The organism is Castellaniella sp. FW104-7C03 (assembly GCF_040276085.1).
Lineage (GTDB): Bacteria > Pseudomonadota > Gammaproteobacteria > Burkholderiales > Burkholderiaceae_B > Castellaniella.
Window position 1 is genome coordinate 37,809 of the sequence record NZ_JBELOK010000012.1, and the last position, 22,028, is coordinate 59,836.

The 22,028-nt window shown below is 60.9% G+C and carries 17 protein-coding genes and 1 tRNA gene; 9 read left to right on the forward strand and 9 right to left on the reverse strand.

The annotated features are described in order from the left end of the window. Positions 1-585: a TRAP transporter small permease gene (locus ABS758_RS13540; RefSeq protein WP_350383638.1), complete on the forward strand. Its 585-nt coding sequence runs from the start codon at positions 1-3 to the stop codon at positions 583-585. Next, positions 582-1,841, forward strand: coding sequence for a TRAP transporter large permease (locus tag ABS758_RS13545; RefSeq protein WP_492304514.1), 1,260 nt, complete (start codon positions 582-584; stop codon positions 1,839-1,841). The genes ABS758_RS13540 and ABS758_RS13545 overlap by 4 nt, the downstream gene beginning before the upstream one ends. A gap of 19 nt (positions 1,842-1,860) precedes the next feature. Here ABS758_RS13545 and mgtE read toward each other — a convergent pair whose 3' ends face one another. The 4 genes from mgtE to ABS758_RS13565 form a co-directional block, all read right to left on the reverse strand. Beyond that, positions 1,861-3,345, reverse strand: coding sequence for a magnesium transporter (mgtE, locus tag ABS758_RS13550; protein ID WP_350383636.1), 1,485 nt, complete (start codon positions 3,343-3,345; stop codon positions 1,861-1,863). Positions 3,346-3,352: 7 nt separating this feature from the next. Continuing rightward, positions 3,353-3,745 (reverse strand): acyl-CoA thioesterase, encoded by a 393-nt coding sequence (locus ABS758_RS13555; RefSeq protein WP_350383633.1) that lies wholly within the window; start codon positions 3,743-3,745, stop codon positions 3,353-3,355. Between the two features lie 134 nt (positions 3,746-3,879). Continuing rightward, positions 3,880-5,079, reverse strand: coding sequence for a M20 aminoacylase family protein (locus ABS758_RS13560; RefSeq protein WP_350383631.1), 1,200 nt, complete (start codon positions 5,077-5,079; stop codon positions 3,880-3,882). Further along, complete coding sequence (locus tag ABS758_RS13565) at positions 5,076-5,915, reverse strand: inositol monophosphatase family protein (protein ID WP_350383629.1); 840 nt, start codon at positions 5,913-5,915, stop codon at positions 5,076-5,078. Before ABS758_RS13565 ends, ABS758_RS13560 begins: the two co-directional genes overlap by 4 nt. 98 nt (positions 5,916-6,013) lie before the next feature. Here ABS758_RS13565 and mnmC point away from each other — a divergent pair, with 98 nt between their 5' ends. Further along, complete coding sequence (gene mnmC, locus ABS758_RS13570; protein ID WP_350383628.1) at positions 6,014-7,873, forward strand: bifunctional tRNA (5-methylaminomethyl-2-thiouridine)(34)-methyltransferase MnmC2/FAD-dependent 5-carboxymethylaminomethyl-2-thiouridine(34) oxidoreductase MnmC1; 1,860 nt, start codon at positions 6,014-6,016, stop codon at positions 7,871-7,873. Between the two features lie 135 nt (positions 7,874-8,008). Further along, on the forward strand, positions 8,009-10,198 hold the full coding sequence (locus tag ABS758_RS13575) for a glycoside hydrolase family 31 protein (protein WP_492304515.1): 2,190 nt from the start codon (positions 8,009-8,011) through the stop codon (positions 10,196-10,198). 4 nt (positions 10,199-10,202) lie between these two features. Here ABS758_RS13575 and ABS758_RS13580 read toward each other — a convergent pair whose 3' ends face one another. After that, entirely contained in the window at positions 10,203-11,000 is a 798-nt protein-coding gene (locus ABS758_RS13580) for a metallophosphoesterase (protein WP_350383625.1), read from the reverse strand. A 71-nt stretch (positions 11,001-11,071) separates the two neighbouring features. On the opposite strand from ABS758_RS13580, the gene ABS758_RS13585 reads away from it, so the two are divergent. Next, positions 11,072-11,147, forward strand: a tRNA-Lys gene (locus ABS758_RS13585). 61 nt (positions 11,148-11,208) lie between these two features. Here the strand turns inward: ABS758_RS13585 and ABS758_RS13590 are convergent. From ABS758_RS13590 to cysG, 4 genes are read right to left on the reverse strand one after another with little or no spacing between them, the layout of a single operon-like run. Further along, complete coding sequence (locus tag ABS758_RS13590; protein WP_350383622.1) at positions 11,209-12,540, reverse strand: sulfate adenylyltransferase subunit 1; 1,332 nt, start codon at positions 12,538-12,540, stop codon at positions 11,209-11,211. Position 12,541: 1 nt separating this feature from the next. Further along, positions 12,542-13,456 (reverse strand): sulfate adenylyltransferase subunit CysD, encoded by a 915-nt coding sequence (cysD, locus tag ABS758_RS13595; protein ID WP_350383619.1) that lies wholly within the window; start codon positions 13,454-13,456, stop codon positions 12,542-12,544. Between the two features lie 4 nt (positions 13,457-13,460). Further along, the gene (locus ABS758_RS13600) at positions 13,461-14,294 is read right to left on the reverse strand and encodes a phosphoadenylyl-sulfate reductase (RefSeq protein ID WP_350383617.1); all 834 of its coding nucleotides are present in this window, start codon (positions 14,292-14,294) and stop codon (positions 13,461-13,463) included. After that, positions 14,291-15,730, reverse strand: a complete 1,440-nt coding sequence (gene cysG, locus ABS758_RS13605; RefSeq protein WP_350383615.1) for a siroheme synthase CysG — start codon at positions 15,728-15,730, stop codon at positions 14,291-14,293. Before cysG ends, ABS758_RS13600 begins: the two co-directional genes overlap by 4 nt. Before the next feature lie 374 nt (positions 15,731-16,104). On the opposite strand from cysG, the gene ABS758_RS13610 reads away from it, so the two are divergent. The 4 genes from ABS758_RS13610 to ABS758_RS13625 all read left to right on the forward strand — a co-directional run bounded on the left by ABS758_RS13610 (position 16,105) and on the right by ABS758_RS13625 (position 21,916). Next, positions 16,105-17,958 (forward strand): assimilatory sulfite reductase (NADPH) flavoprotein subunit, encoded by a 1,854-nt coding sequence (locus ABS758_RS13610; RefSeq protein ID WP_350383612.1) that lies wholly within the window; start codon positions 16,105-16,107, stop codon positions 17,956-17,958. A 68-nt stretch (positions 17,959-18,026) separates the two neighbouring features. After that, the gene (gene cysI / locus ABS758_RS13615) at positions 18,027-19,742 is read left to right on the forward strand and encodes an assimilatory sulfite reductase (NADPH) hemoprotein subunit (protein WP_350383609.1); all 1,716 of its coding nucleotides are present in this window, start codon (positions 18,027-18,029) and stop codon (positions 19,740-19,742) included. A 6-nt stretch (positions 19,743-19,748) separates the two neighbouring features. After that, positions 19,749-20,540, forward strand: coding sequence for a sulfite exporter TauE/SafE family protein (locus tag ABS758_RS13620; RefSeq protein WP_350383608.1), 792 nt, complete (start codon positions 19,749-19,751; stop codon positions 20,538-20,540). A 113-nt stretch (positions 20,541-20,653) separates the two neighbouring features. Further along, entirely contained in the window at positions 20,654-21,916 is a 1,263-nt protein-coding gene (locus ABS758_RS13625) for an NAD(P)/FAD-dependent oxidoreductase (protein WP_350383606.1), read from the forward strand. Positions 21,917-22,028 lie beyond the last annotated feature (112 nt).

Consider the following 22,028-nt stretch of genomic DNA (forward strand, 5'->3'; position numbering starts at 1 on the left):
ATGAAGCGCGAGTCCTCACTTGTGGGGCTGTCCACCCGGGGTGGCCGGGTGGGTGAACCCTGGTTTTTGGGTATTTCAGCCACCTGCAACGCCTGGATCGCCAAGGTTTGCGAGCTTCTGGTCATGGCAACCACGGTAATTTTGCTAGTACTGTTAGGCGTTAATGTGGCCGTGCGCTATGTATTTGAGGCGGGTGGTATCGAGTGGATCAGCGAGGTGCCCGCCCAATTGTTTCCGTGGATGATCGCCGGTGGCATTGTGATGGCCACTCAGCGTGGTGGCCATATTGCAGTTGATTTTGCCTATAAGTTGGTGGGTGATCGTGGCGGGCGGTGGCTGGCGATAAGTATTCAGGCTTTGGTGTCCGTGGCCTATGGGGTGCTGTTTGTGGTGGCCTGGCAGGTGGCTGACATTGTTGCGATCGAACGCAGCCCGCTGCTGGGTATTTCCGGCAGCTGGGGGTACTACGCCCTGATGTTTGCCGCTGCCGGCACCAGTCTGGCCAGCCTTAATATCCTGTTGCGTGTTGCAGTGTATGGCACACAAGCCCTGCCGCAGCCTAATCCTGAGGAGAGTCCGACATGATGATGACACTCAGTCTGGTTTTTTTCGCCCTGCTGTTTCTTGCCGTGCCAGTAGGCCATGTGCTGGTGGTGGCCTCTGGTATTGCAGTGGGTACGTCGGATTTCCCGCCACTCATGGTGATTGCCCAGCAGATGTTTGCCCCCACGCAATCATTTCCCATGCTGGCACTGCCCTTCTTCATTCTGGCTGGTAGCCTGATGATGAGTGGCGAGCTGGGACAAAATCTCATTGGTTTTGCGACCTCGCTGGTTCAACGTTATCGAGGTGGTCTGGGTTCGGTTTCAGTTGTTGGGTCTGCTGTTTTTGGTGGCGTTTCAGGTTCGGCTGTGGCCGATGCAACCGCACTGGGGTCCATGCTGATTCCCTGGCAGCAAAAAGAGGGCTATCCAGCCGGCTTTACGGCAGCCAACAATGCGGCATCGGCCATGATTGCCGTCCTGATCCCGCCGTCGATTCCACTGATTCTCTACTCGCTGGTGTCGGGCGAATCCATCAGTTCGTTGTTTTTTGCTGGTGTCTTGCCTGGGCTGATGCTGACCGCTGTGTTTGTTCTGGTCTGCAATCTGTCAGCACGGTTTCGTGGATTTCCGTATCAGCCGGCTGCATTTGATTGGCCACGGTTTCGTCGCCTCTTTTGGCGGGCCTTGCCTGCCCTGGCCTTGCCGGTGATGATTCTGGTGCTGCTGCGCTTTGGGATCGCAACACCCACCGAGGTCTCCGTACTGGCCACGCTATATGCCCTGGTGATGGGGGTGTTTGTTTACCGGGATATGAACTGGGCGCGCTTTCGTGCCGCCGTGAGCAGTGCCGGGGTCTCGACCGGCGTGGTGATGCTGGTGATCATGGGCTCGTCTGCCGTGGGGTGGCTGGCCACATATGCCCAGATTCCGCAAAGTTTCGCGGCTTGGTGTGTAGAAACCTTGCAAGATCCATGGCTGATTATCCTGGCCATGAACGGCATCATGCTGGTGGTTGGCATGTTCATCGATTTGCCGGCAGCCATTCTGCTGTTGGGCCCCATCTTTGTGCCTTTGGCGCAAACCATTGGTCTGGATACGTTGCAGTTGGGCTTGATGATGGTACTTAATTTAAGTATCGGCCTGTTTACGCCGCCGGTGGGTACCACGCTGTTTATTTCCAGCACCATTGCACGCGTGTCCATTATCACGGCCACGCGGGAACTGATCCCGTTTTATTTGGCCACCCTGCTGATTTTGGGTTTGTTCAGCTACGTGCCGTACTTGACGCTGCATTGATGCATGAGGCCTGGGGCGGCTACAGCAAAAAGATGGTGGCCAGCCCCAGAAACAGAAAGAACCCCAGCGAGTCGGTGGCGAAGGTGAGCAAAACGGATGACCCCACTGCGGGGTCTTTGCCAAAACGGTCGCGCAGCAGTGGGATAAGCACGCCCAGGGTGGCGCCAATCAGCATGTTGCCTACCATGGCGGCCATCATCACGGCGGCGATGGCGTAGGAGTCTGAGATAACCCAGGCAAAGGTGGCGGCTACCAGGCTGCCACAGGCGCCTACTAAAAAGGTAACCTGCAGCTCGCGCTTGACCAGTTGCCAGACGTTGGCGCCGGTAACGCGGCCGGTGGCCATGGCGCGGATGATCATGGTCATGGTCTGGTTGCCGGAGTTTCCGCCAATGCCGGCGACGATGGACATCAAAAATGCCAGGATCACGATGTGGCTGACGGTGTCCTCGAATCGCGAGGCCACCAAAGATGCGATTGAAGCGGTGCACAGGTTGACCAGCAGCCAGGGGGCGCGGTTGCGCAGGGCCGAAAGCACGGGGGCAAAGATGTCTTCTTCTTGCAGGCCGGCCCGCGACAGGGCTTGCTCTTGGGAGTCTTCCTGCAGCACGTCCACGACTTCGTCGATGGTGACACGTCCAATCAGGCGGCCTTGTTCGTCCACAACCGGGGCGGAGACAAGATCGTAGCGCTCGAAGGCGTTGGCAGCATCGGTATCGGAGTCTGTGGGATTCAGGCTCAGGACATCAGGCTCCATGACGGCGTTCACCAGGGTCTCGGGCTCGCTCAGCAGCAGGCGCGATAACGACAAGGTGCCGCGCAACTGGTCGGCGCGATCCACCACAAAAATCTGGTCGGTGTGGTCGGGGAGCTCGTGCAGGCGCCGCAGGTAGCGCAGGACAACCTCGAGGGTGACGTCCTCGCGCACGCGCACCATATCGAAGTCCATGATGGCCCCGACAGTATCTTCGGGGTAGCCCATGGCCGCAATCAGCTGGGCGCGTTCGGCGTCGGTAAGGCCTTTTTGAACCTCGGCGATGACGTCCGGTGGCAGATCGGGGGCGAGATCGGCGATCTCGTCGGCATCCATATTGCCCGTGGCCGCGATGAGGTCGGCATGATCCATGGACTCGATCAGCGACTCGCGGACCCAGTCTTCGACTTCCAGCAGGACGTCGGCGTCATACTCCTGGCTGACCAGTTGCCAGATGGCCTGGCGCTGGGTTATGGGCAGGGATTCGAGAATGAAGGCGATATCGGCCGGGTGCAGGGCGTTGACGATCTGACGAATTTCGTCTTCGTGCTGGCGCTGCAGCATGCCTTCGAGCAGGTTCGAGCCGTCTTCGTCCTCACCTTCGTGCTGGCGCTGGGCGAGTACGTCCACCACTTCCTGGCGCTTCAGGATGGACTGAAGTTCCTGCAGGGCCAGTTGAGCATCCTCGGGGTCCAGCCGGCGCGGGATCACGACAGGGTTTGGGTTCTCGGCAACCTGGGGATCGACCATCGGTGTCTCAGATTGGAGGAAGGGGCCGGCTGTGGCGTTGCTCGTCGGTGGCTACGTAAGTGAGCGTGGCTTCGGTGACTTTGACTACCTCGGCCTCCAGACGCTGACGCTCGGCATAGACTTCGACGGAAACGGTGATCGAGGTGCGCCCGGTTTTGAGAATGGTGGCGTAAAAGCTCAGCAAGTCGCCCACAAAGACCGGTTGTTTAAATAAAAATGCATTGACGGCTACCGTGGCAACCCGGCCAGCCGCGCGACGGGTTGCCGGGATGGAGCCGGCAATATCTACCTGAGACATGATCCAGCCGCCAAAGACATCGCCATGGATGTTGGCGTCGGCAGGCATAGGCATGACACGCAAAACAGCCGGGTGGTCGTGTGGAGGCAGGGTCGTTGACATGGTGTCCTCGGTATCAGCGTGGGTGACAGGCAGGCCGGGTAGGTGGTGAAGGCCTGCCGCGCGTATTTTACGTGAAGCCTGTGGCTGGCGTGCAGCTCTGTGGGGAGGTGCCGCGTACGGGGCGATGCCTGGATTTAGCTGCCTGTGAGATATCGGTGTGTCAGCATCACCCAGTAGGCTGCGCCCAGCGGGATGAGGCTGTCGTTGAAATCGTAGCTGCCGTTGTGCAGGGTGCAAGGCCCCAACCCATGGCCGGCGCTGCGGTGGTCACCGTCGCCGTTGCCGATCCAGATATAGCAACCGGGTTTTTCGAGGAGCATGAAGGCGAAGTCCTCGGCGCCCATGGAAGGGCGCACACCGGCCCGCACGCACTCGGCACCGACAAGCTCGGTGAGAACCCATGTACTGAGGGCGGTTTCGGCCGGATGGTTGATGGTGGGCGGGTATTCGCGGCTGAAATGAAACTGGGCTGTGCAGCCCATGGCCTGGGCCAGGTGCTGGGTGATGTCGCGCATGCGTGATTCGATCAGATCAAGCACGGGGGTGCTGAGTGTGCGGACGGTGCCGCGCAAGACGGCTTCGTCGGGGATGACGTTGTCAGCCGAGCCGGTGTGGATCTGCGTGACACTGATGACGCCCGCATCGAGGGGGTCTTGATTGCGGGTGAGAATGGTTTGAAATGCCAGGGTGAGCTGTGCAGCGGCGACGACGGGGTCGATGCCCAGGTGCGGCATGGCGCCGTGCGCGCCCTTGCCTTGCAAAGTGATGTCAAAGCGGTTGCTGGAGGCCATGATGGGGCCTTCGGTAAGCCCGAAGCTGCCCACCGGGATCCCCGGCCAGTTGTGCATGCCAAAGACGGCATCCATGGGAAATTGCTCGAACAGGCCGTCCTGGATCATGCGCTGGGCACCGCCACCGGCTTCTTCGGCAGGCTGGAAAATCACGTGCACGGTACCGGGGAAATGGCGGTTTTCGGCCAGATAGCGGGCAGCTGCCAGCAGCATGGCGGTGTGGCCATCGTGGCCGCAGGCGTGCATGACGCCAGGGTTTTGGCTGGCGTGGGCAAAGGTGTTGTTCTCGGGCATGGGCAGGGCGTCGAGATCGGCGCGCAGCCCGATGGAGGGGCCGGGTGCATCGCCTGTGATGCGCCCCACCACGCCGGTGTCGCCCAGACCTGTGTGGGTGTCGATGCCCCAGGATTCGAGTAATCGTGCCACGGTGCCCGCAGTGCGGGTTTCCTGGAAGGCGAGCTCTGGCCAGGCATGGATGGACCGTCGGATGTCGGTCATGTCAGGCAACCAGTGATTCAGCGTGTCGAGAAGAGCTTGTTTCATAGGTGTTTACTGATCAGAGTGTCAAGGGCCAGGGCGAGATGTGTGTTGCTTGCCATGACGTAGCCGCCCTTGGGCCAGGGATCTTGCTGATGGATGTCTTCGCAGACGCCCCCGGCGGCACGCACAATGGCGCAACCAGCGGCCACGTCCCAGGGGGCCAGACCCATTTCCCAGTATCCATCGTAGCGCCCGCAGGCCGTCCAGGCCAGATCCAGCGAAGCCGCCCCCAGGCGGCGCACGCCACGGGTCTGATGCATGGCATCGATGAATCCGGGCATGTATTGCGATTCGAAGGAAAAGTCGCGGAAAGGAAATCCGGTGGCCAATACAGCTTGATCGAGCGTCCTGGTGCTGGAGCACTGGATGCGTCGGCCGTTCAGCCAGGCGCCAATGCCGTGCAGCGCAGAAAAGAGCTCCTGGCGGTTGGGGTCGTAGATAACCCCGATGAGCGGGGTGTCCTGGGCCAGAGGATGCCCGCCGTCGGGGCAGCAGCCTGCATGGCCGATCAGGGCAATGGAGACGGCATAGTGGGGGATGCCGCTGAGAAAATTGGTGGTGCCGTCCAGGGGGTCGATGCACCAGGTTGCGTGCTCGCCGGGTTGGCCGCCGGATTCTTCGGCGATGATGCCCGCCTCGGAGGTGCGCTCGCGCAGCACGGCGATGATCGCCTGCTCGGCCTCGCGGTCGGCCTGTGACACCAGATCGTTGCGTTGCTTGGTGTCAATGATGAGATCAGAGCGGTGCAGCGCGTGAGTTTGTAAAATGGCTGCTGCTGCGTGGGCGGCTGTGACAGCAGCGTCCAGGTAGTCGGCCGACAGGAGATGCGTTGTCAACATGTGAGTCTCTGTCCTGTACTGCGCCTGTGGGGCCGCCAATCGGCCGCATGCGGCGTGTGATTCATTGTACGTGAGCAACCTCTCCCAAGTATCCCTGCATGTCCGGCCCCTACCAACCTCTGATCCCCGCTGTCTGGCACCAAACCGTCGACGGTATCCCCGATAGTGAACGCTACGGGGATGTCTATCACGGCCAGGCAGGCCCGCTGGCCCAGGCGCAGCAGGTGTTTCTGCGGGGCAATCATCTGCCCGGGCGCTGGCAGGGGCGTGCCGCATTCACCATCTGCGAAACCGGCTTTGGCCTGGGGCATAATTTTCTGGCCAGTTGGCACGCATGGCGCAGCGACCCGCAACGCAGCCAACGGCTGCATTATCTGGCCTTCGAGGCGCATCCCTTTGAAGCGCAAGACTTGCGTCGCGTGTGGCGGTGCCTGCCGGCTGCCTTGCAGGATCTGGCTGACGAACTGGCACACGCCTGGCCGGCCCTCCTGCCGGGTGTCCAGCGCCTCGATCTGACGGGTGGCAAGGTCAGCCTGACGCTGGTCTGGGGCGATATCCGACGCACGGTGCGCCAGGCGCAGGCCGCAGTGGATGCGTTTTATCTGGATGGTTTCGCACCCGACCGCAATCCCGAGATGTGGTCGCCTGGTGTGTTTGGCCAGATGCGGCGCCTGGCTTGCACGGGTGCGACAGTGGCCACCTGGTGTGCAGCCGGCCAGGTACGGCGCGATTTGCAAAGTGCCGGCTTTCTGGTGTCCAGGGTGCCCGGTTTTGCCGGTAAGCGGCACATGACCGTGGCCACCTTGCGCCCCGGCCTGGGGCAGGCCCTGCCAGATCCCCAACGGCGCCGCGTGGCCGTGATTGGTGGTGGGCTGGCGGGGGCCGGTGTGGCTCAGGCGCTGGCGGCCAGGGGCCATGAGGTGCAGGTTTGGGATTCCCACTGTGCCCTGGATATCAAACCGGAGGTCCGGCAATATGGGGCCGCTGCGCTCGTCCCGGCGCTCAGCCTGGATGACGATACCCGCTCGCGCTTGTCCCGGGTGGGTCTGCAGCGTGCTCAATCACGGTGGATGGGTTTGCCCGAGCCAGCCAAGCCAAACCAGTGCGGTGCGCTGGTGTGTGCGGGCAATCAGGACGACGCACAACGACAGCAGGCCGCCATGCAGCGCCTGCAGTTTCCGCCAGGCTGGGTACGCTGGCTGGATAATGCTGCAGCCAGCCGGCAGGCGGGTGTGCCGCTGGCACAAGGGGGTTTGTGGTTCGATCAGGCTTTGCGTGTGTGTCCTGGAGAGCTGATTGCCGCCTTGTTAAGCCAGCCAGGCGTCACCCGGCGAGCGATCGATGCCGCTACGTTGCGGGCGCACCCTGACGGTGGCTGGTGTTTGCTGGATCAAGATCAGCGCGTGCTGGATCGGGTGGATGAGGTTGTGCTGGCCAATGCGCGGCATGCGCCGGCGCTATTGGCCTTGCACCCGTTGCTGTCTGCCTGGCCGGTGTTGTCGGGTTTACGGCCGATTGCGGGACAGATCAGTTTGTATGCAACATGTGATGATTCTGTACCAGCCTGTATCCTGTCAGGCAAGGGCTACTGCTTGCCGCCGGCCGCGGGTTGGGGAGTGGCTGGCAGCACCTATCGCCCACGGGTGGGTAGCACAGTGGTGGATGACACCGGTCATCGCGCGATCCTGGCGCAGTTGCGCCGCTGGCTGCCCGCCGGGTCTGTCCCGTGGCTGGGGCGTGGCAAGCCTCAGGGTTGGGCGGGCTGGCGTGCGGCCACGCGCGACCATCTGCCGATCATCGATGCGGTGGCGGAGATGCTCGGGGTGTGGCTGGCGTGTGGATATGGATCGCGAGGCTTAAGTTGGTCGGCCCTGGCTGGAGATCTGATTGCGGCAAGGCTGGATCGTGAGCCCTGGCCGGTGGAACGAGAGCTTCAACACCGGATCCGTTTGCGCTAAACGGGCGCTAAATATTGCCTGTGCAGCCCGGGATAACCCCTGGTCACGCAACAGGATTTTATTTTATGGCGCAAATCCGTCAGAATAACGTCTTTTACAAGACTTATGTGGGCAAGCTGCCCAGAGGATCACACTGTGTCGCCCACCATCGAATTGGCGGACCAACTCTTCGAGACCGGCCCTGTCACCCAGACTTCGTCCTGCGTCGAATGGGCCTACCATTCAGAAGACTGGTGTTTGCGCATCGAAGCCCACTCGCCTGGCGTGTTTCGCCTGCGTTGTGGCCCAAAGGCCTGGCTGAACCCGGCAAAGCCCAGTGCGCGCGCTCAGCGTCACGCAGCGATGCTGCTGGCCCGCGAAGAAGCCGTGGGCGAGCTCGACTGTGTCGCCGTGCAGCCTGGCGTCTGGCGCATCAATCAGGGTGAAGCCAGCCTGGTGCTGGAAGGCGCCGGGCCCAGCGTACAAATTTTGTCTCAGGATGCCTGCATCGCGCGCGCTTCCCTGACACTGCCCGTAGGGGCGCCCGCAGATACCACGCGTCTGTGGCAGGTCAACTGGCAGTTGCAAGATACCGAAGGCATTTTTGGCCTGGGTGAAACCTGTCACGATCTCGATCGGCGTGGCGCGCGGCTGGTGTCGGATGCACCGGCCAGCCGCTGCTTGCCGCTGGCCTGGAGCCCGCTGGGCTGGGGCGTCTACCCCAATACGCTCAACCAGGTGGTGCACACACTGGATACCCCAGAGCAATACCAGCTGCAGGTGCAAGGGGCAGGGCTGGATATTTTCCTGTTTGTGGGCGATCCCTCCGAAATCCTCAACCAGTACACGGCCCTTACCGGGCGTGCCGGGCAGCCAGACCTCTGGCCCATGGGGGTGTGGATGGATCAGGCCGATGGCCAAACCCCCGAAGCCAGCCTGCAGCAGGTGCGCAGCATGCGCGCGCAAGGCTTGGCGCTGGATGCCGTGCGTCTGGCCGAGCCCGCCATCATCGGTTTTCAGGCCGATAAGCCCGTGTTCGAATGGTCGGATCGCGTGCCCGACTGGCGCGTGCTGGTGGCCGAGGCCGAAACCCTTAACGTGCATCTGGCCGGCAGCCTGATCCCTGGCGTGATACAGGGCACAACCCTGTTCGACGAGTGGGAAGACCGGGGCTGGCTGCTGTGCGACGATTCTGGCTCAGCCTGGGTGTGCCCGGGTACGGCCGCATCTGGCGGGCAACCCTTTGGCTTGCTGGATCTCACCCATAAAGACGCTGCACGTCTCTGGACAGAACGCTACGCACAGGCCCTCGAAGACAATTTGCAGGCGCCGGTGTGCCAGGCCCAGTTTGATTTCCCCGACGACGTCGAGGCCCGTGGCGGAGAGTCCGGTGCCATCCTGCGCACTGCGTACCCGCATCTGGCTCGCCAGGCGCTGTTTGATGCCGTGGCCGGCCCACGCACACCCCAAGAGGGCGTGATGCTTAGCCGCGATCTGTTTCCGGGTGTGCAGCGGTTTGCCTGGCAACAGGGGCCTCAGGTAGACAACACCTGGGGCGGTTTCGCGCAAACCTTGCGCGCGGCGTTGGCGGTGGGCAACAGCGGCGTGGCCGTGCAAACCCATACGCTGGGTTGCGCCGGCCGGCCGGCCGCTGGTTTAAACGCAGAGCTTTACCTGCGCTGGCTGGCCATGTGCGTGTTTTCGGCCAATTTCAGCTTCCAGGGCCGGCCAGATCTGATGCCCGATGCCTTCGATGCCGATACCCGGGCTTTGGTGCAACACTGGCTGCAGTGGCGCTATCGTTTGTTGCCATATATTGCCGGCATTATCGATGACGCCGTGCGCACAGGGTTGCCGGTACAGCGCTCGATGATGCAGGCCTATCCGGCCGACCCCGAAGCCCATGCCTGGGATACTCAGTACCTGCTGGGCCCGGCCCTGCTGGTGGCGCCCGTGATGCAACCGGGGCAGGCCACAGAAATCTATCTGCCCCAAGGCGATGCCTGGTGGGATCTCAGTACCGGCTGGCGCTACGAAGGTGGCACCCGCCTGGCGCTGCAGGCTGGGCTGGATGCGCTGCCTGTGTTTGGCCGTGAAGGCCATATGTTGTGTCTGGGGCCTGTTACCCAGCACACCGGAGAAATCAACTCGGCACGTATCCTAGAAGAAGTCTGGATGTTTGGCATGCCCGAGCACAACCCGGTGGTGATGCGCAACAAGATCCGGGTGATGCAGATGCAGGGTTCCAGCTATATCAAGGGCCTCGAGGGCCTGCGCATCCTGCCCTCCGAGGGCCTTGAGGTAAAACGGCGGGGTGCCGAGGTGCGGATTTCGCGGGCCCGCTAGGGTTTTAGGGGCTGGATGACTCCGTTACCGGGATGTCAATGCAAAGTCCGGGGTCAAACTCGGGGTTTTCATTGACGCCATCCCGGTAATAGCCGCGCGGATTACACACCACACGGGTTCCCCGGACGGTGTAATCAAAGCTGTCGTGGGTATGGCCGTGTATCCACAGGCAGGCGCGGCCCATCAGCCCGGTGCAATCAGACACAAATCCGGCACTGATCAAAGAATCTTCAAACCGAGGGTGCACGCTGCGCAGGCTGGGCGCATGATGGGTAATCACCACTGTGGGGCCGTCAAAGGGCTCGTCGAGCATGTGATCCAGCCAGTCGTATTGCTGGCGAAACAGGCGGGCGGAGTCTTCGGGGGTAAACCGTTGGTCGTCAGCGCTGCGAATCACTTGAAAGTCTCGCATGAACTGGCCAGTTTTTTCCATGGCCTGCTGGCGTTGGTCGGTGCCAAAGAGTTCGAAGTCCGTCCAGAGCGTGGTGCCCAGAAACCGCACGCCGTTGATCACGACTGCGCGTTGATCAAGGAGCTGGATGTGGTGTTGTTGAGCCGCCTCGGCCAGCTGGGCCCGTACGCCAACAATATCGCCCCCATAGAACTCGTGGTTGCCCGGCACAAACAGTACCGGGCCCGAGATCTGGCCGGCCCATGTCATGGCAGCCTGGGGGCGGGCGATGTCGCCCGCCAATATGGTGACATCGGCGTGGGTTTCGGGTAGTGCCAGGCCCTGCATGCTGAGATGGAGGTCGGATAGGATATGAAGCCGCATTGCTGGGACATCTTGTGGATCAGACATGGTGGGAGGTCTCCAGAAACAGCGTCGCTTGACGTTTTTTTTTTAAGATGTCAAAATCTCGTTCTTGTTTTGGGTCGTTAGCTCAGTTGGTAGAGCACCGGACTTTTAATCCGTTGGTCGCGCGTTCGAGCCGCGCACGACCCACCAAAGCATTCAGGGAAATCAGCTGTCAACTAGCTGATTTCCCTTTTTTACTGCTATCTGACGCCTATTTGCTATCGGGTTTTTCCCCTTGCAGATCTGTCAGGCGGATCATCCCCGCGGCAACTGTCTGGTGGCTTGCGTCATCAATCAGGATGAAGGCTCCGGTGGCCGGCTGGTGATCATACTCGTCCAGCGCCAGGGTGTCGCGGGTACGGATCTGCACCCGCCCGATATCGTTCAGCCCCAGTGTGCCACGCCAAAGTCCGTCCTTCAGTTCGGCGATATCGCGACGGCTCATAACTTCCGTGATACGGGCCTGCGTCAGACGCGATCCCTGCTTGAGCCAATAGCGCCGCATGGGGCTGAGCGCCTGGCGATCCAGCCAGCACACATCGGCCTGAAATTCGCGTGACAAGACCGGTTGCGATTGGGCATCCGTCATCAGATCACCGCGGGAGATGTCGATCTCCCGATCCAGCACAAGGGTGATGCTGTCGCCCGTGCGTGCGATTTCCAGCACTACATTGCCCAATCTGAGCTCGCGAATCTGTGCCGTTTCACCAGATGGCCATACTTGAATCGTATCGCCCGGGCGCAAACTGCCCCCTTGAAGTTGCCCCGCGTAGCCACGAAACGCCTGCTGCGTGCTGCCGTTGTGGCGGATAACCCACTGGACAAAAAACCGTGTGGCCCTCGACTGTACAGGTTTATCCAGGGGGAGGGACTCCAGTAGCGGCAGCAGGGCAGGGCCGTCGTACCATGGCATGTGCGCGCTGGGATACACCACGTTGTCGCCGGTGAGCGCCGATACAGGAAGGCAGCGTACGGCGGGCAGGCCAAGGGCCTGTGCCAGGTGCTGGCAAGCGGCCTGAATGCGGGTGAAGACAGCCTGGCTCCAGTCTACCTGGTCCATTTTGTTCACCACAATGACCAGATGGCGCAGCGCAAGCAGCCGGGCCACTGTGGCGTGCCGTGTGGTTTGTGCCAGAAGCTGGCCATCTGCAACCCGTGTGGCGTCAATCAGGAGGAGGGCTGCGTCGGCTGTGGATGCGCCGGTTACCATATTGCGCGTGTATTGCTCATGGCCTGGCGCGTCTGCCACAATAAACTTGCGCCGCGGTGTTGCAAAGTAGCGGTAGGCCACATCGATCGTGATACCCTGTTCGCGTTCGGCTTCCAGGCCGTCGGTTAATAAGGCCAGATCCAGTGCCTGATCGGGCGCCCGTGAATATCGTGAGCCTGAGATCGATTTCAACTGATCGGCATACACCCCTTTGCTATCCAGCAGCAGACGCCCGATCAGGGTGGATTTGCCGTCATCCACAGAGCCCGCCGTAACAAAACGCAGAACATCCGTGTCCGGGACGATGGCCGGGTATTGGTTGAGAGTGTCCATTTCAGAAATATCCTCGTTTCTTGCGTCGTTCCATGGAGGCTTCAGAAACCTGATCGTCCATGCGGGTCGCGCCGCGTTCGGTGATGGTGGTGACCGCTGTTTCGGCGATGATGTCGGCGGGGGTTGCCGCGGTGGATGCCACGGGGCAGGTGCAGGAGATATCGCCCACTGTGCGAAAGCGCACCTTGAGTGACTCCACCTTTTCGCCGTCGCGTGCCGGCGTCAGTGGTGTGACTGGTGCAAGCAGACCGTTGCGCCGCACGACATCACGTACGTGGCTGTAATACAGCGGTGCCAGCGCCAGCTTCTCGCGCTCGATGTACTGCCAGACGTCCAGCTCGGTCCAGTTCGAAATCGGAAACACGCGGATGTTTTCGCCCGGATGAACATGGGTGTTGTATAGGTTCCAGAGTTCTGGGCGCTGGTTCTTGGGATCCCACTGCCCGAACTCGTCGCGAAACGAGAAAATGCGCTCTTTGGCCCGCGCTTTTTCTTCGTCGCGTCGTGCGCCGCCAATGCAGGCATCAAAGCGAAATTCGGCAATGGCCTCTAGCAGCGTGGTTGCCTGTGCCGCATTGCGTGAGGCGTTCTCGTGATGCAGTACAACCGTGCCGCGTGCGATGGAGTCCTCCACTTGACGCACAACCAGCGTCTCTCCCAGGTCTGCCACGTATTGATCGCGAAACGTAATGACTTCAGGGAAATTGTGGCCGGTATCCACATGCAGCAGTGGAAAGGGAAATTTCCCGGGTCGAAAGGCTTTTTCCGCCAGTCGCAACAGGACGCAAGAGTCTTTGCCGCCCGAAAAAAGCAGGACAGGGCGTTCGCACTCGGCCGCGACTTCACGCAAGATGTGGATGGCTTCGGATTCGAGCCAGTCCAGATGGGTCTGTTGCAGTGTAAGAGTGGTGGTCATGGATTTACTCAGACAAATGGGTGGAAAATCGGGGGACAACGGTGGGGGTGTGATCGGCGCCCTCTGGTGCAACGTGCAGGCCACATTCGCGGCTTTGGCGTTGCTCCCACCACCAGCGCCCTGCGCGTGGATCTTCGCCGGGGCGTACGGCGCGCGTACAGCATTCACACCCGATCGACGGATAACCGCGATCATGCAGCGGGTTGTAGGGCACGCCCAGGGCGCGGACCACCGCCCAGACTTCTTCTGTCGTCCAGGACGCCAAGGGATTGAATTTCTGCAGGCCGTTGGCTTCATCCCATTGAGACTCGGGCAAATCGACACGGGTGATGGATTGCTCGCGTCGCTGGCCGGTGATCCAGGCTGAATGGCCGGCGATTGCGCGGCGCAGCGGCTCGACCTTGCGAATCGTGCAGCATTCCTTGCGCAGCGCCACGCTTTCGTAGAAGGCGTACTCACCGTGCTGATCAACGTAGGTCTGGACCGCTGCGGGCTGGGGATGCATGATTTGCACTTGCAGGCCATAACGCGCCTGCAAGGTATCGACCATGGCCAGGGTTTCTGCGTGCAGCTTTCCGGTATCCAGCATGAAGACACCCAGCCGGTGGGGCAATTGCATCATTCCGTGGATAAGCAGCGTATCTTCCACGCCCATGGATGAAGCCAGCAGTGCATCCGGATGGGTGTCTGCAATCTGCTGCAAGAGCAGCAGCAAATCGTTCCAGCGGGCGGCGACAGGGCCCTCCAGCTTGCCGGCCGCGGGTTCTGTTTGATGGTTTTCAGTCGTGTTGGTGCCCGTCTGCGGGGGCCGCGGGCGGATATCTTCGGGCGGGTTCATGCGGCCATCACCTCCAGCTCCGGGTAGATCTCGGCCTCAACCCTGTGTTCGGATGCAATCGTTTCACCAAACCAGCTCAGCTGGCGTCCCAAAGCGGCCACGGCGCCCACAATAAGCAGTGCGGGTGAGGTGATCGCCTGTTGCTGCGCCGCTGTGGCAATATCATCCAGATTGCCGTGCAGGACACGCTGATTGGTGCGCGACCCGTTCTCAATCAGTGCGCAGGGCGTGGTGTGTTTCAGCCCCTGCGCAATCAAATCCCTGGATAAGGTGGGCAGCTCTTTTACCCCCATGTAATACACCCGGGTCGACCGGCCCGCGGCAGCGGATTCATTGCGCTGTGCTCCGTGTCTATGATGGGCAGCCTCCAGCACCAGTGTGCTTGCATGATCCCTGTGGGTGAGCGGAATGCCTGCATACGCCGCGCAAGCCAGGGCCGCCGTGATGCCCGGCACCACCTCGTAGGCGATGCCATGTGCCCGCAAATGTTTCAGCTCCTCGCCGCCACGTCCGTAGATCAGCGGGTCGCCTCCCTTCAGCCGCACAACACAGCGCCCCTGCCGTGCGTGCTGCACAAGCAGGGCATGGATGCGTTGCTGGGTGTTTTCGTGATCGCCGCCGGGAGCCTTGCCAACCAGGATGCGCTGTGCATCCCGGCGCGCAAGGGCCAGCACATCCATGCTGACCAGCCGGTCGTACAGGATGACATCGGCTTCGTTCAGGGCGCGCAACCCGCGTAGTGTCAGTAAGCCCGCATCTCCGGGGCCGGCGCCCACCAGCAATACCCGTCCGGGGCGAACGGCTGGTTGGTCTTGCAGCGCCTCGTTCAGCAGGCGCTCTGCGCGTTCCGGCCGGTTTCGGCGCAGTGCGGCCATCACCGGGCCATCCAGCAGCTCTTCGTAGAAGCGGCGGCGGGCGCCGAGATCCGGGTAGGCGGCGCGAATCGCGCACCGGTGGCGTTGCGCCAATGCAGCCAGAGGGCCGATAGCAGGCTCTGTCAGGGCTTCCAGACGTTCGCGCAGACGCCGGGCGATGATGGGTGCCGCGCCGCCCGAGGAAATGGCTACCGTTACGGGAGAGCGATCTACGATGGCGGGCACCTGGGCGCTTGAGAGCGCCGCATCGTCAACCACATTGCACCAGATCCGGCGTGCCGCTGCTGCGGCCGCCACAGCCTGATTCACATCAGGGTCGGGTGTGGCCGCGACCACGATCCAGACGGCGTCGAGCCATGCCGGATCGAAGGCCTTGGCGTGCCAGGTGATCTGCCCAGCCTGGGCGCGTGCGCGCACCGCAGCACATGCCTCGGGTGCAAGCACTGTAATTCGGGCGCCGGCCTGCGAAAGTAGTTCGATCTTGCGCTCGGCCACGAGGCCGGCTCCGATGACCAGCACCGCCTTGTCATGTAAATCCAGAAACAGGGGAAAAAGATTCATCGTTATTTGACTCAATATGGTTTTGTTCAGCTGGAAAGTCACTCGATATCATTTGGATCGTTAATATCCAGAAACAAAATATAAATGTTTTGTGATTATCAATGCGTTGCCATGAATCGGGGTAATCAGATCAAACAATTCTACGGATAGCCTTATGGGCACAAAACAATTGTTTCGTTATTCCATTATGCAGAATATATAAATTACCAAGATCAAGGGTAATAGATGGCACGCTTATATAGCGATAAGGAAAGCAGAAGGTTATTACTTATTTTTTTATTACGAATCATTCTTTTATTGCATCCATATTATCTGTCTATCATTTTGGTTCGCCGCATTCACCACGGTTTTTATTATCCAAAATGGAGTTTCAAATGACACCAGCGAGCGAATTCGCACAAACCATGTTGCCGATTCCGCCAGACAAGGTGCAGGCAGTCGCCCAACTGATTCAGGATCTGGATCATCAGGCGCTTCAGTGGCTGTCTGGTTATCTGGCCGGCACCGCCGCGCAACTGCGGCCCGCTACTGGTGCCTTGACGCTTGCTCCGGCGCTGGACAAATCGGCAGCCGCCTCGCCCGAACTTGGGCAAGCTGTCACCATTCTCTATGGCAGCCAAACGGGTAACGCCAAGCGGATTGCCGAGAAACTGGCGGCTGACGTGGAAGCAGGGGGCTTGAATGTGCGTCTGGTGCGCGCCGATACCTACCGCACCAGTGAACTCAAGAAAGAGCAGTTCCTGTACGTTGTGATCAGCACGCACAGCGTGGGTGACACGGTTGAGCCGCCCGATGATTCACGTGGCTTTTTCGAGTTTTTGGCCGGACGCCGGGCACCGAAGCTGCCCGATCTGCATTACGCAGTGCTCGCCTTGGGCGACTCAAGCTATGCTGATTTCTGCGGCATCGGGCGCCAGATCGATGAGCGGCTGGCTGAACTCGGCGCGCATCGCCTGTTCGATCGGGCGGATGCGGATGTCGATATCAAACCGGTTGCCGACCCCTGGGTACAGCGCGCACTGCAGCAAGCCCGGGAGCGCCTGCAGGCATCATCGGCGGCTACTGCCGCACGAGGCAATGCGCCGGTAACCTTTTTGCGGCCCGTGCCAACGGGCTGGAGCCGTGAACGTCCGTTTTCTGCCGAGGTGCTATCCAGCCAGACGATTGTGGCCAGCGACAGCGCCAAGGATGTGCGCCACCTTGAACTCTCATTGGATGGCAGCGGCCTGCGCTATCAGCCGGGCGATGCGCTGGGCATCTGGCCAACCCAGGCCCCTGAGCTGGTGGATAACATCCTGGCGCAACTGGGCTTGTCTGCGGAGGCGGAAGTGGTCCAGGGCGATGAGCGCCTGACCTTGTCAGATTGGCTCAGCCATCGTCGCGAGCTGACTATCCTTACGCGGCCCTTTATCGCCGCGCATGCTGAACTCAGTGGTGATGCCGGGCTGCTTGCACTGTTGCAACCGGATGCGAAGGGGCAGCTGGCGCAGTTGCTCAAGAACTGGCAGTTGATCGACCTGCTGCAGGCATACCCGGCGCAGTGGGACGCACAGGCGCTGGTGGCTGCGCTTCGGCCACTGGCACCGCGTCTGTATTCCATCGCCAGCAGCCAGGATCAGGTGGACGACGAAGTGCACATCACGGTGGCGCATGTTGACTTCGAACACGATGGGCAGGCGCGATGGGGCGTGGGCAGCCACCATCTGTGCGCCTTGAAAGAAGGCGATCAGGTGTCTGTGTTCATCGAGCCCAATGAGCGCTTTCGCCTGCCGCAGGATCCGGCGCAGGACATCATCATGATTGGACCGGGCACAGGGGTGGCGCCATTTCGCGCGTTCCTGCAGCAGCGTCGGACGGCAGCGGCCTCAGGCCGCAACTGGCTGTTTTTTGGCAATACCCATCGGCACAGCGATTTTCTCTACCAGGTTGAATGGTTGCAGGCTCGCAAGGAGGGCGTCCTGACACGGCTTGATGTCGCCTTTTCACGCGATCAGGCTGAAAAGGTCTATGTGCAGCACCGGCTGCACGAGCAGGGTGCCGAGGTCTGGGCTTGGCTGCAGGGTGGTGCCCACCTGTACGTCTGTGGTGATGCAGATCACATGGCTCCCGATGTTCACGCCGCCCTGATTGAGCTTGCCATCGAACACGGCCATCAATCGCGCGAAGCCGCCACGGCATGGCTGCAAGGCCTTCTGACCGAAGGGCGTTATGTGCGCGACGTGTACTGAGCGCCTGGATGACACCCTGACCCGTGGCGCTGATTGACGCTCCACACCTCTTACGAAACAGGATTTTCATGACACAAGCAAGCGAATCGGCCGCACTCTCTGCGCTGGAACACATCAAGGCCGACAGCCGGTTCCTGCGCGGCACCATCGCCCGCGGGCTGGCCGACCCCACCACGGGCTCCATCAGCGAACCGGATACCAAGCTGCTCAAATTTCACGGCAGCTACCAACAGGACAATCGCGATGTGCGCGACGAACGCCGGCGCCAGAAGCTGGAGCCCGATTACGGCTTCATGGTGCGCGTGCGCCTGCCAGGCGGCGTGCTGACGCCCCAGCAGTGGCTTGCACTGGATGATCTGGCCAGCCGCTATACCAAGGGTGGCCTGCGTATCACCACGCGTCAAACCTTTCAGTTTCACGAGATCCGCAAGGAGAATCTGCGGGACATGATCGGTGGCATCAACGCAGCAGGCCTGTCTACGCTGGCTGCTTGTGGCGATGATGTGCGTAACGTTATCTGCTCGGTCAATCCGCAGCTGTCCTCCAGCCATGCCGAGATCTACGACTGGGCGCAGAAGATCATGGAGCACGTCAAGCCGCATACCACGGCCTACCAGGAACTGTGGATCGACCGCCGCCAGGAGACCAGCGACGGGGCAGGCGACGAGGAACCTTTGCTTGGGCCTGCCTATCTGCCACGCAAGTTCAAGTTTGGCATCGCCATCCCGCCCTACAACGATATCGACGTCTTTGCCCAGGATTTTGGCCTGATCGCTATCCTGGATGAAAATGACCAGCTGGCGGGCTTCAATCTGGCGCCGGGGGGCAGCATGGGCGCCACAGCGGGTGACCCCAAAACCTATCCGTCGCTTGCCGACCTGATCGGTTTTGTCACGCCGGATCACCTGCTGGAAACTTGCTGGCATGCAGTGGCTGTGCAGCGAGATTTTGGCGATCGAAGCGAGCGCAAGCATGCGCGCCTGAAATACACCATCAATGACCGCGGCCTGCAGTGGTTTCACGATGAGCTGCAGTCGCGCCTGAGCTTCAAGATCGAGCCGCCGCGCCCCTATCATTTCGAGCACAACGGAGATCGCTATGGCTGGATCGAGGGCGATGATGGCCGCTGGCACCTGACGCTGCAAATCCCCAGTGGTCGTATTTTCGACGTGGCAGATCATGCGCGCCAGACAGGGATGCGCGAAATCGCCCGCATCCACCAGGGCGAGATCCGCATGACTTGCGATCAGAACCTGATCCTTGCCAACGTGGCGCCCGAGTCGCGTGCTGCCATCGATGCGCTGGTCAGCCAGTACGGGCTGGATGACTATCGGCGTGCCAGAAGCGCACTGCGCCTGCATGCCCTGGCCTGCGTGGGGCTGCCAACCTGCGGGCTGGCCATGGCCGAGTCCGAGCGCTATCTGCCGGAGATCCTGGATAAGCTCGAAGTGTTGCTCGATCGGCATGGGCTTCTTGACGAACCCATCCACTTCCGTCTTTCGGGCTGCCCAAACGGCTGCTCGCGCCCCTATATGGGCGAGATCGGCCTGGTTGGGCGGGCGATTGGCAAGTATGACTTGCGTATCGGCGCCGACCACGTGGGCGAGCGCCTGAACACACTCTGCCGCGAGAATGTCGACGAAGCCGAGATTCTGAGTGTTCTGGATGACGTCTTTGGACGCTTTGCCCAGGAACGTAACAAAGACGAGCACTTTGGGGACTACGTGGTGCGTGCCGGCATCGTGATCGCCCAGAAGCGCCGACCCACCATCCGCTATCGCTGAACCCAAGTGGTCTCCGCTTTCATCCTTTTGGGCGCGGTCGTGGGCTTCGCCGTCGGAGCAACCGGTGTGGGCGGCGGCTCGCTCATGACGCCGGGCCTTATCTGGTTGTTTGGCGTCCCGCCCACTGTCGCCGTTGGCACCGACTTGCTGTACGCCACGCTCAGCAAGGGCTTTGCTGCCACCTTGCTGGCGTTGCGCCGGGAGATCCTGTGGCCGTTGGTGGGGTTGTTGTCCCTGGGCAGCCTGCCCGCCACGGCACTGACCGTCAGCCTTGCCCACACGCTGTTGGGGCCTCAGCAACTGGCCTGGCTTGTCCAGGTGGTGCTTTCGGTGGCCATCATTCTGACGGCACTCTTCACGCTGATGCGGGGGCGTCTGTTTCCACATCCGCGCAGTGATGTGCAGCAGGGGGATCATGCTTCCATCGGGCGTCAGCGCACACTGACTGTCCTGACAGGCGTACTGATCGGCGTTCTGGTGGGGCTGACTTCTGTGGGTGCGGGGGTGGTCGGCATGGCGCTGCTGTTGCTGCTTTACCCGCAGTACAGCAGTTTGCGCCTGATGAGCAGTGATCTCGTGCACGCCGTGCTGGTGACTGCCGTGGCGGGTGCCGGCCATGCATTAAACGGCAGCGTGGACTACGCCCTTCTGGGTGCGCTGCTGGCAGGGGCCATCCCGGGTACCTGGCTGGGTGTGCATATTGCCGTGCGCCTCAACGAACGTACCCTGAAGCAGATCATCACGACTGTATTGCTGCTGGTGGGGATTGTTTCGCTTGCGCGGACGGTGGCTGCCTGAAGGATATATAGGTATCACCTAATTGTGTTTTCCTGCCACAGTTTCTGTCCATAGAATATTGATTTACGCCGTGGATATTGACGGCAGCGCTTATTTTCATCAACGAGGCCAACGTGGAAACCACTTCTCCTGAGAAACATACCGTCGTAATTATCGGTGCGGGCACGGGCGGTATTGCCGTTGCCGCAGGCCTGAAACGTCATCGGCCAAACCTGGATATTGCGATTATCGATCCGGCACCCCATCACGATTATCAACCCGCCTGGACGCTGGTGGGGGGTGGCTCATATCAAGCCGAACGCACCCGTCGTCCATTGGCACGTTGCGTGCCTCGTGGCGTGCAGCTCATCAAGAGTGCCGCAAGCGTCTTCGACCCGGATGCACAACGGGTTGGCCTGGCAGACGGCCGCTCGGTGGCCTACGACATCCTGATTGTCGCGGCAGGGATCCAGCTGAACTGGGGTGAAATCAAGGGCCTGGAATCCGCGCTGGGAAAAGACGGCGTCACCAGCAACTATCGTTATGATCTGGCGCCCTATACCTGGGAGCTGGTGCGCAACTTTAGTGGCGGAACGGCGATCTTCACGCAACCGGCCGGCCCGGTGAAATGCCCTGGTGCCCCCCAAAAAGCCTTGTATCTGGCCGCCGATCGTTTCCGCCAGCAAGGTGTTCGTGCGGAAAGCCTGCAGTTTCGCAGTGGCGGCCCGTCCATTTTTGGTGTCGCGCATTATGCAGCGCCGCTTGCCCGGATTCTGGATGCTTACGATGCGCAGGCCCATTACGGCAGCCGGCTGGTCGAAGTGCGGGGAGCAGAGCGCATTGCCGTGTTTGAATCCACGCAAAACGACCAGACGGTGCGTGAAGAAGTGGCCTACGACATTCTGCATGTGGTGCCACCCCAAGGCGCACCAGACTTTATCCGCAAAAGCCCATTAGCCAACGACGCCGGCTGGCTGGATGTCGACAAGAGCACGCTGCGTCACAATCAGTACCCCAATGTGTTTGGGTTGGGCGATTGCACCTCGACGCCCAATAGCAAAACTGCTGCAGCCATCAAAAGCCAGGCCCCGGTATTGATTCGCAACGTGACCCGCGCACTGGATGGCCAGGAGCCCTCGGAATCCTACGATGGCTACGCCGCTTGTCCGCTTACCACCTCGGTTGGCAAGGTGCTGCTGGCCGAATTCACATACGGTGGTGTTGTCACACCCAGCCTGCCGCTGGATCCCCGGGTGCCGCGCCGTTTTTACTGGTGGCTCAAGCGCAGCTTCTTGCCGTGGTTCTACTGGAACCTGCTGCTAAAGGGCAGAAATCTGCCTGCGCTGCACAAGAAGCGTGAATTCCCTGCAAGCGTCACGTCTCCGGTACAGCCTTAAGGCTGGGTGGTGCACCCGTATCTCCAGCGCTAAGTTCATCCCTCTTATCGTCATCGGGCACAGCGCGGGCAAGCTTTGGCTGGCCGGCTCTCAGGCTAGAATAGTTTTCTCT

Bases quoted from the DNA above. Each gene is read 5' to 3' on its own strand.
- ABS758_RS13560 (WP_350383631.1), bottom strand. From the start codon at position 5,079: ATGAAACAAGCTCTTCTCGACACGCTGAATCACTGGTTGCCTGACATG.
- cysG (WP_350383615.1), bottom strand. From the start codon at position 15,730: ATGAATCTTTTTCCCCTGTTTCTGGATTTACATGACAAGGCGGTGCTG.
- ABS758_RS13555 (WP_350383633.1), bottom strand. From the start codon at position 3,745: ATGTCAACGACCCTGCCTCCACACGACCACCCGGCTGTTTTGCGTGTC.
- ABS758_RS13565 (WP_350383629.1), bottom strand. From the start codon at position 5,915: ATGTTGACAACGCATCTCCTGTCGGCCGACTACCTGGACGCTGCTGTC.
- ABS758_RS13610 (WP_350383612.1), top strand. From the start codon at position 16,105: ATGACACCAGCGAGCGAATTCGCACAAACCATGTTGCCGATTCCGCCA.
- mnmC (WP_350383628.1), top strand. From the start codon at position 6,014: ATGTCCGGCCCCTACCAACCTCTGATCCCCGCTGTCTGGCACCAAACC.
- cysD (WP_350383619.1), bottom strand. From the start codon at position 13,456: ATGACCACCACTCTTACACTGCAACAGACCCATCTGGACTGGCTCGAA.
- cysI (WP_350383609.1), top strand. From the start codon at position 18,027: ATGACACAAGCAAGCGAATCGGCCGCACTCTCTGCGCTGGAACACATC.
- mgtE (WP_350383636.1), bottom strand. From the start codon at position 3,345: ATGGTCGATCCCCAGGTTGCCGAGAACCCAAACCCTGTCGTGATCCCG.
- ABS758_RS13590 (WP_350383622.1), bottom strand. From the start codon at position 12,540: ATGGACACTCTCAACCAATACCCGGCCATCGTCCCGGACACGGATGTT.
- ABS758_RS13540 (WP_350383638.1), top strand. From the start codon at position 1: ATGAAGCGCGAGTCCTCACTTGTGGGGCTGTCCACCCGGGGTGGCCGG.
- ABS758_RS13580 (WP_350383625.1), bottom strand. From the start codon at position 11,000: ATGTCTGATCCACAAGATGTCCCAGCAATGCGGCTTCATATCCTATCC.
- ABS758_RS13545 (WP_492304514.1), top strand. From the start codon at position 582: ATGATGATGACACTCAGTCTGGTTTTTTTCGCCCTGCTGTTTCTTGCC.
- ABS758_RS13600 (WP_350383617.1), bottom strand. From the start codon at position 14,294: ATGAACCCGCCCGAAGATATCCGCCCGCGGCCCCCGCAGACGGGCACC.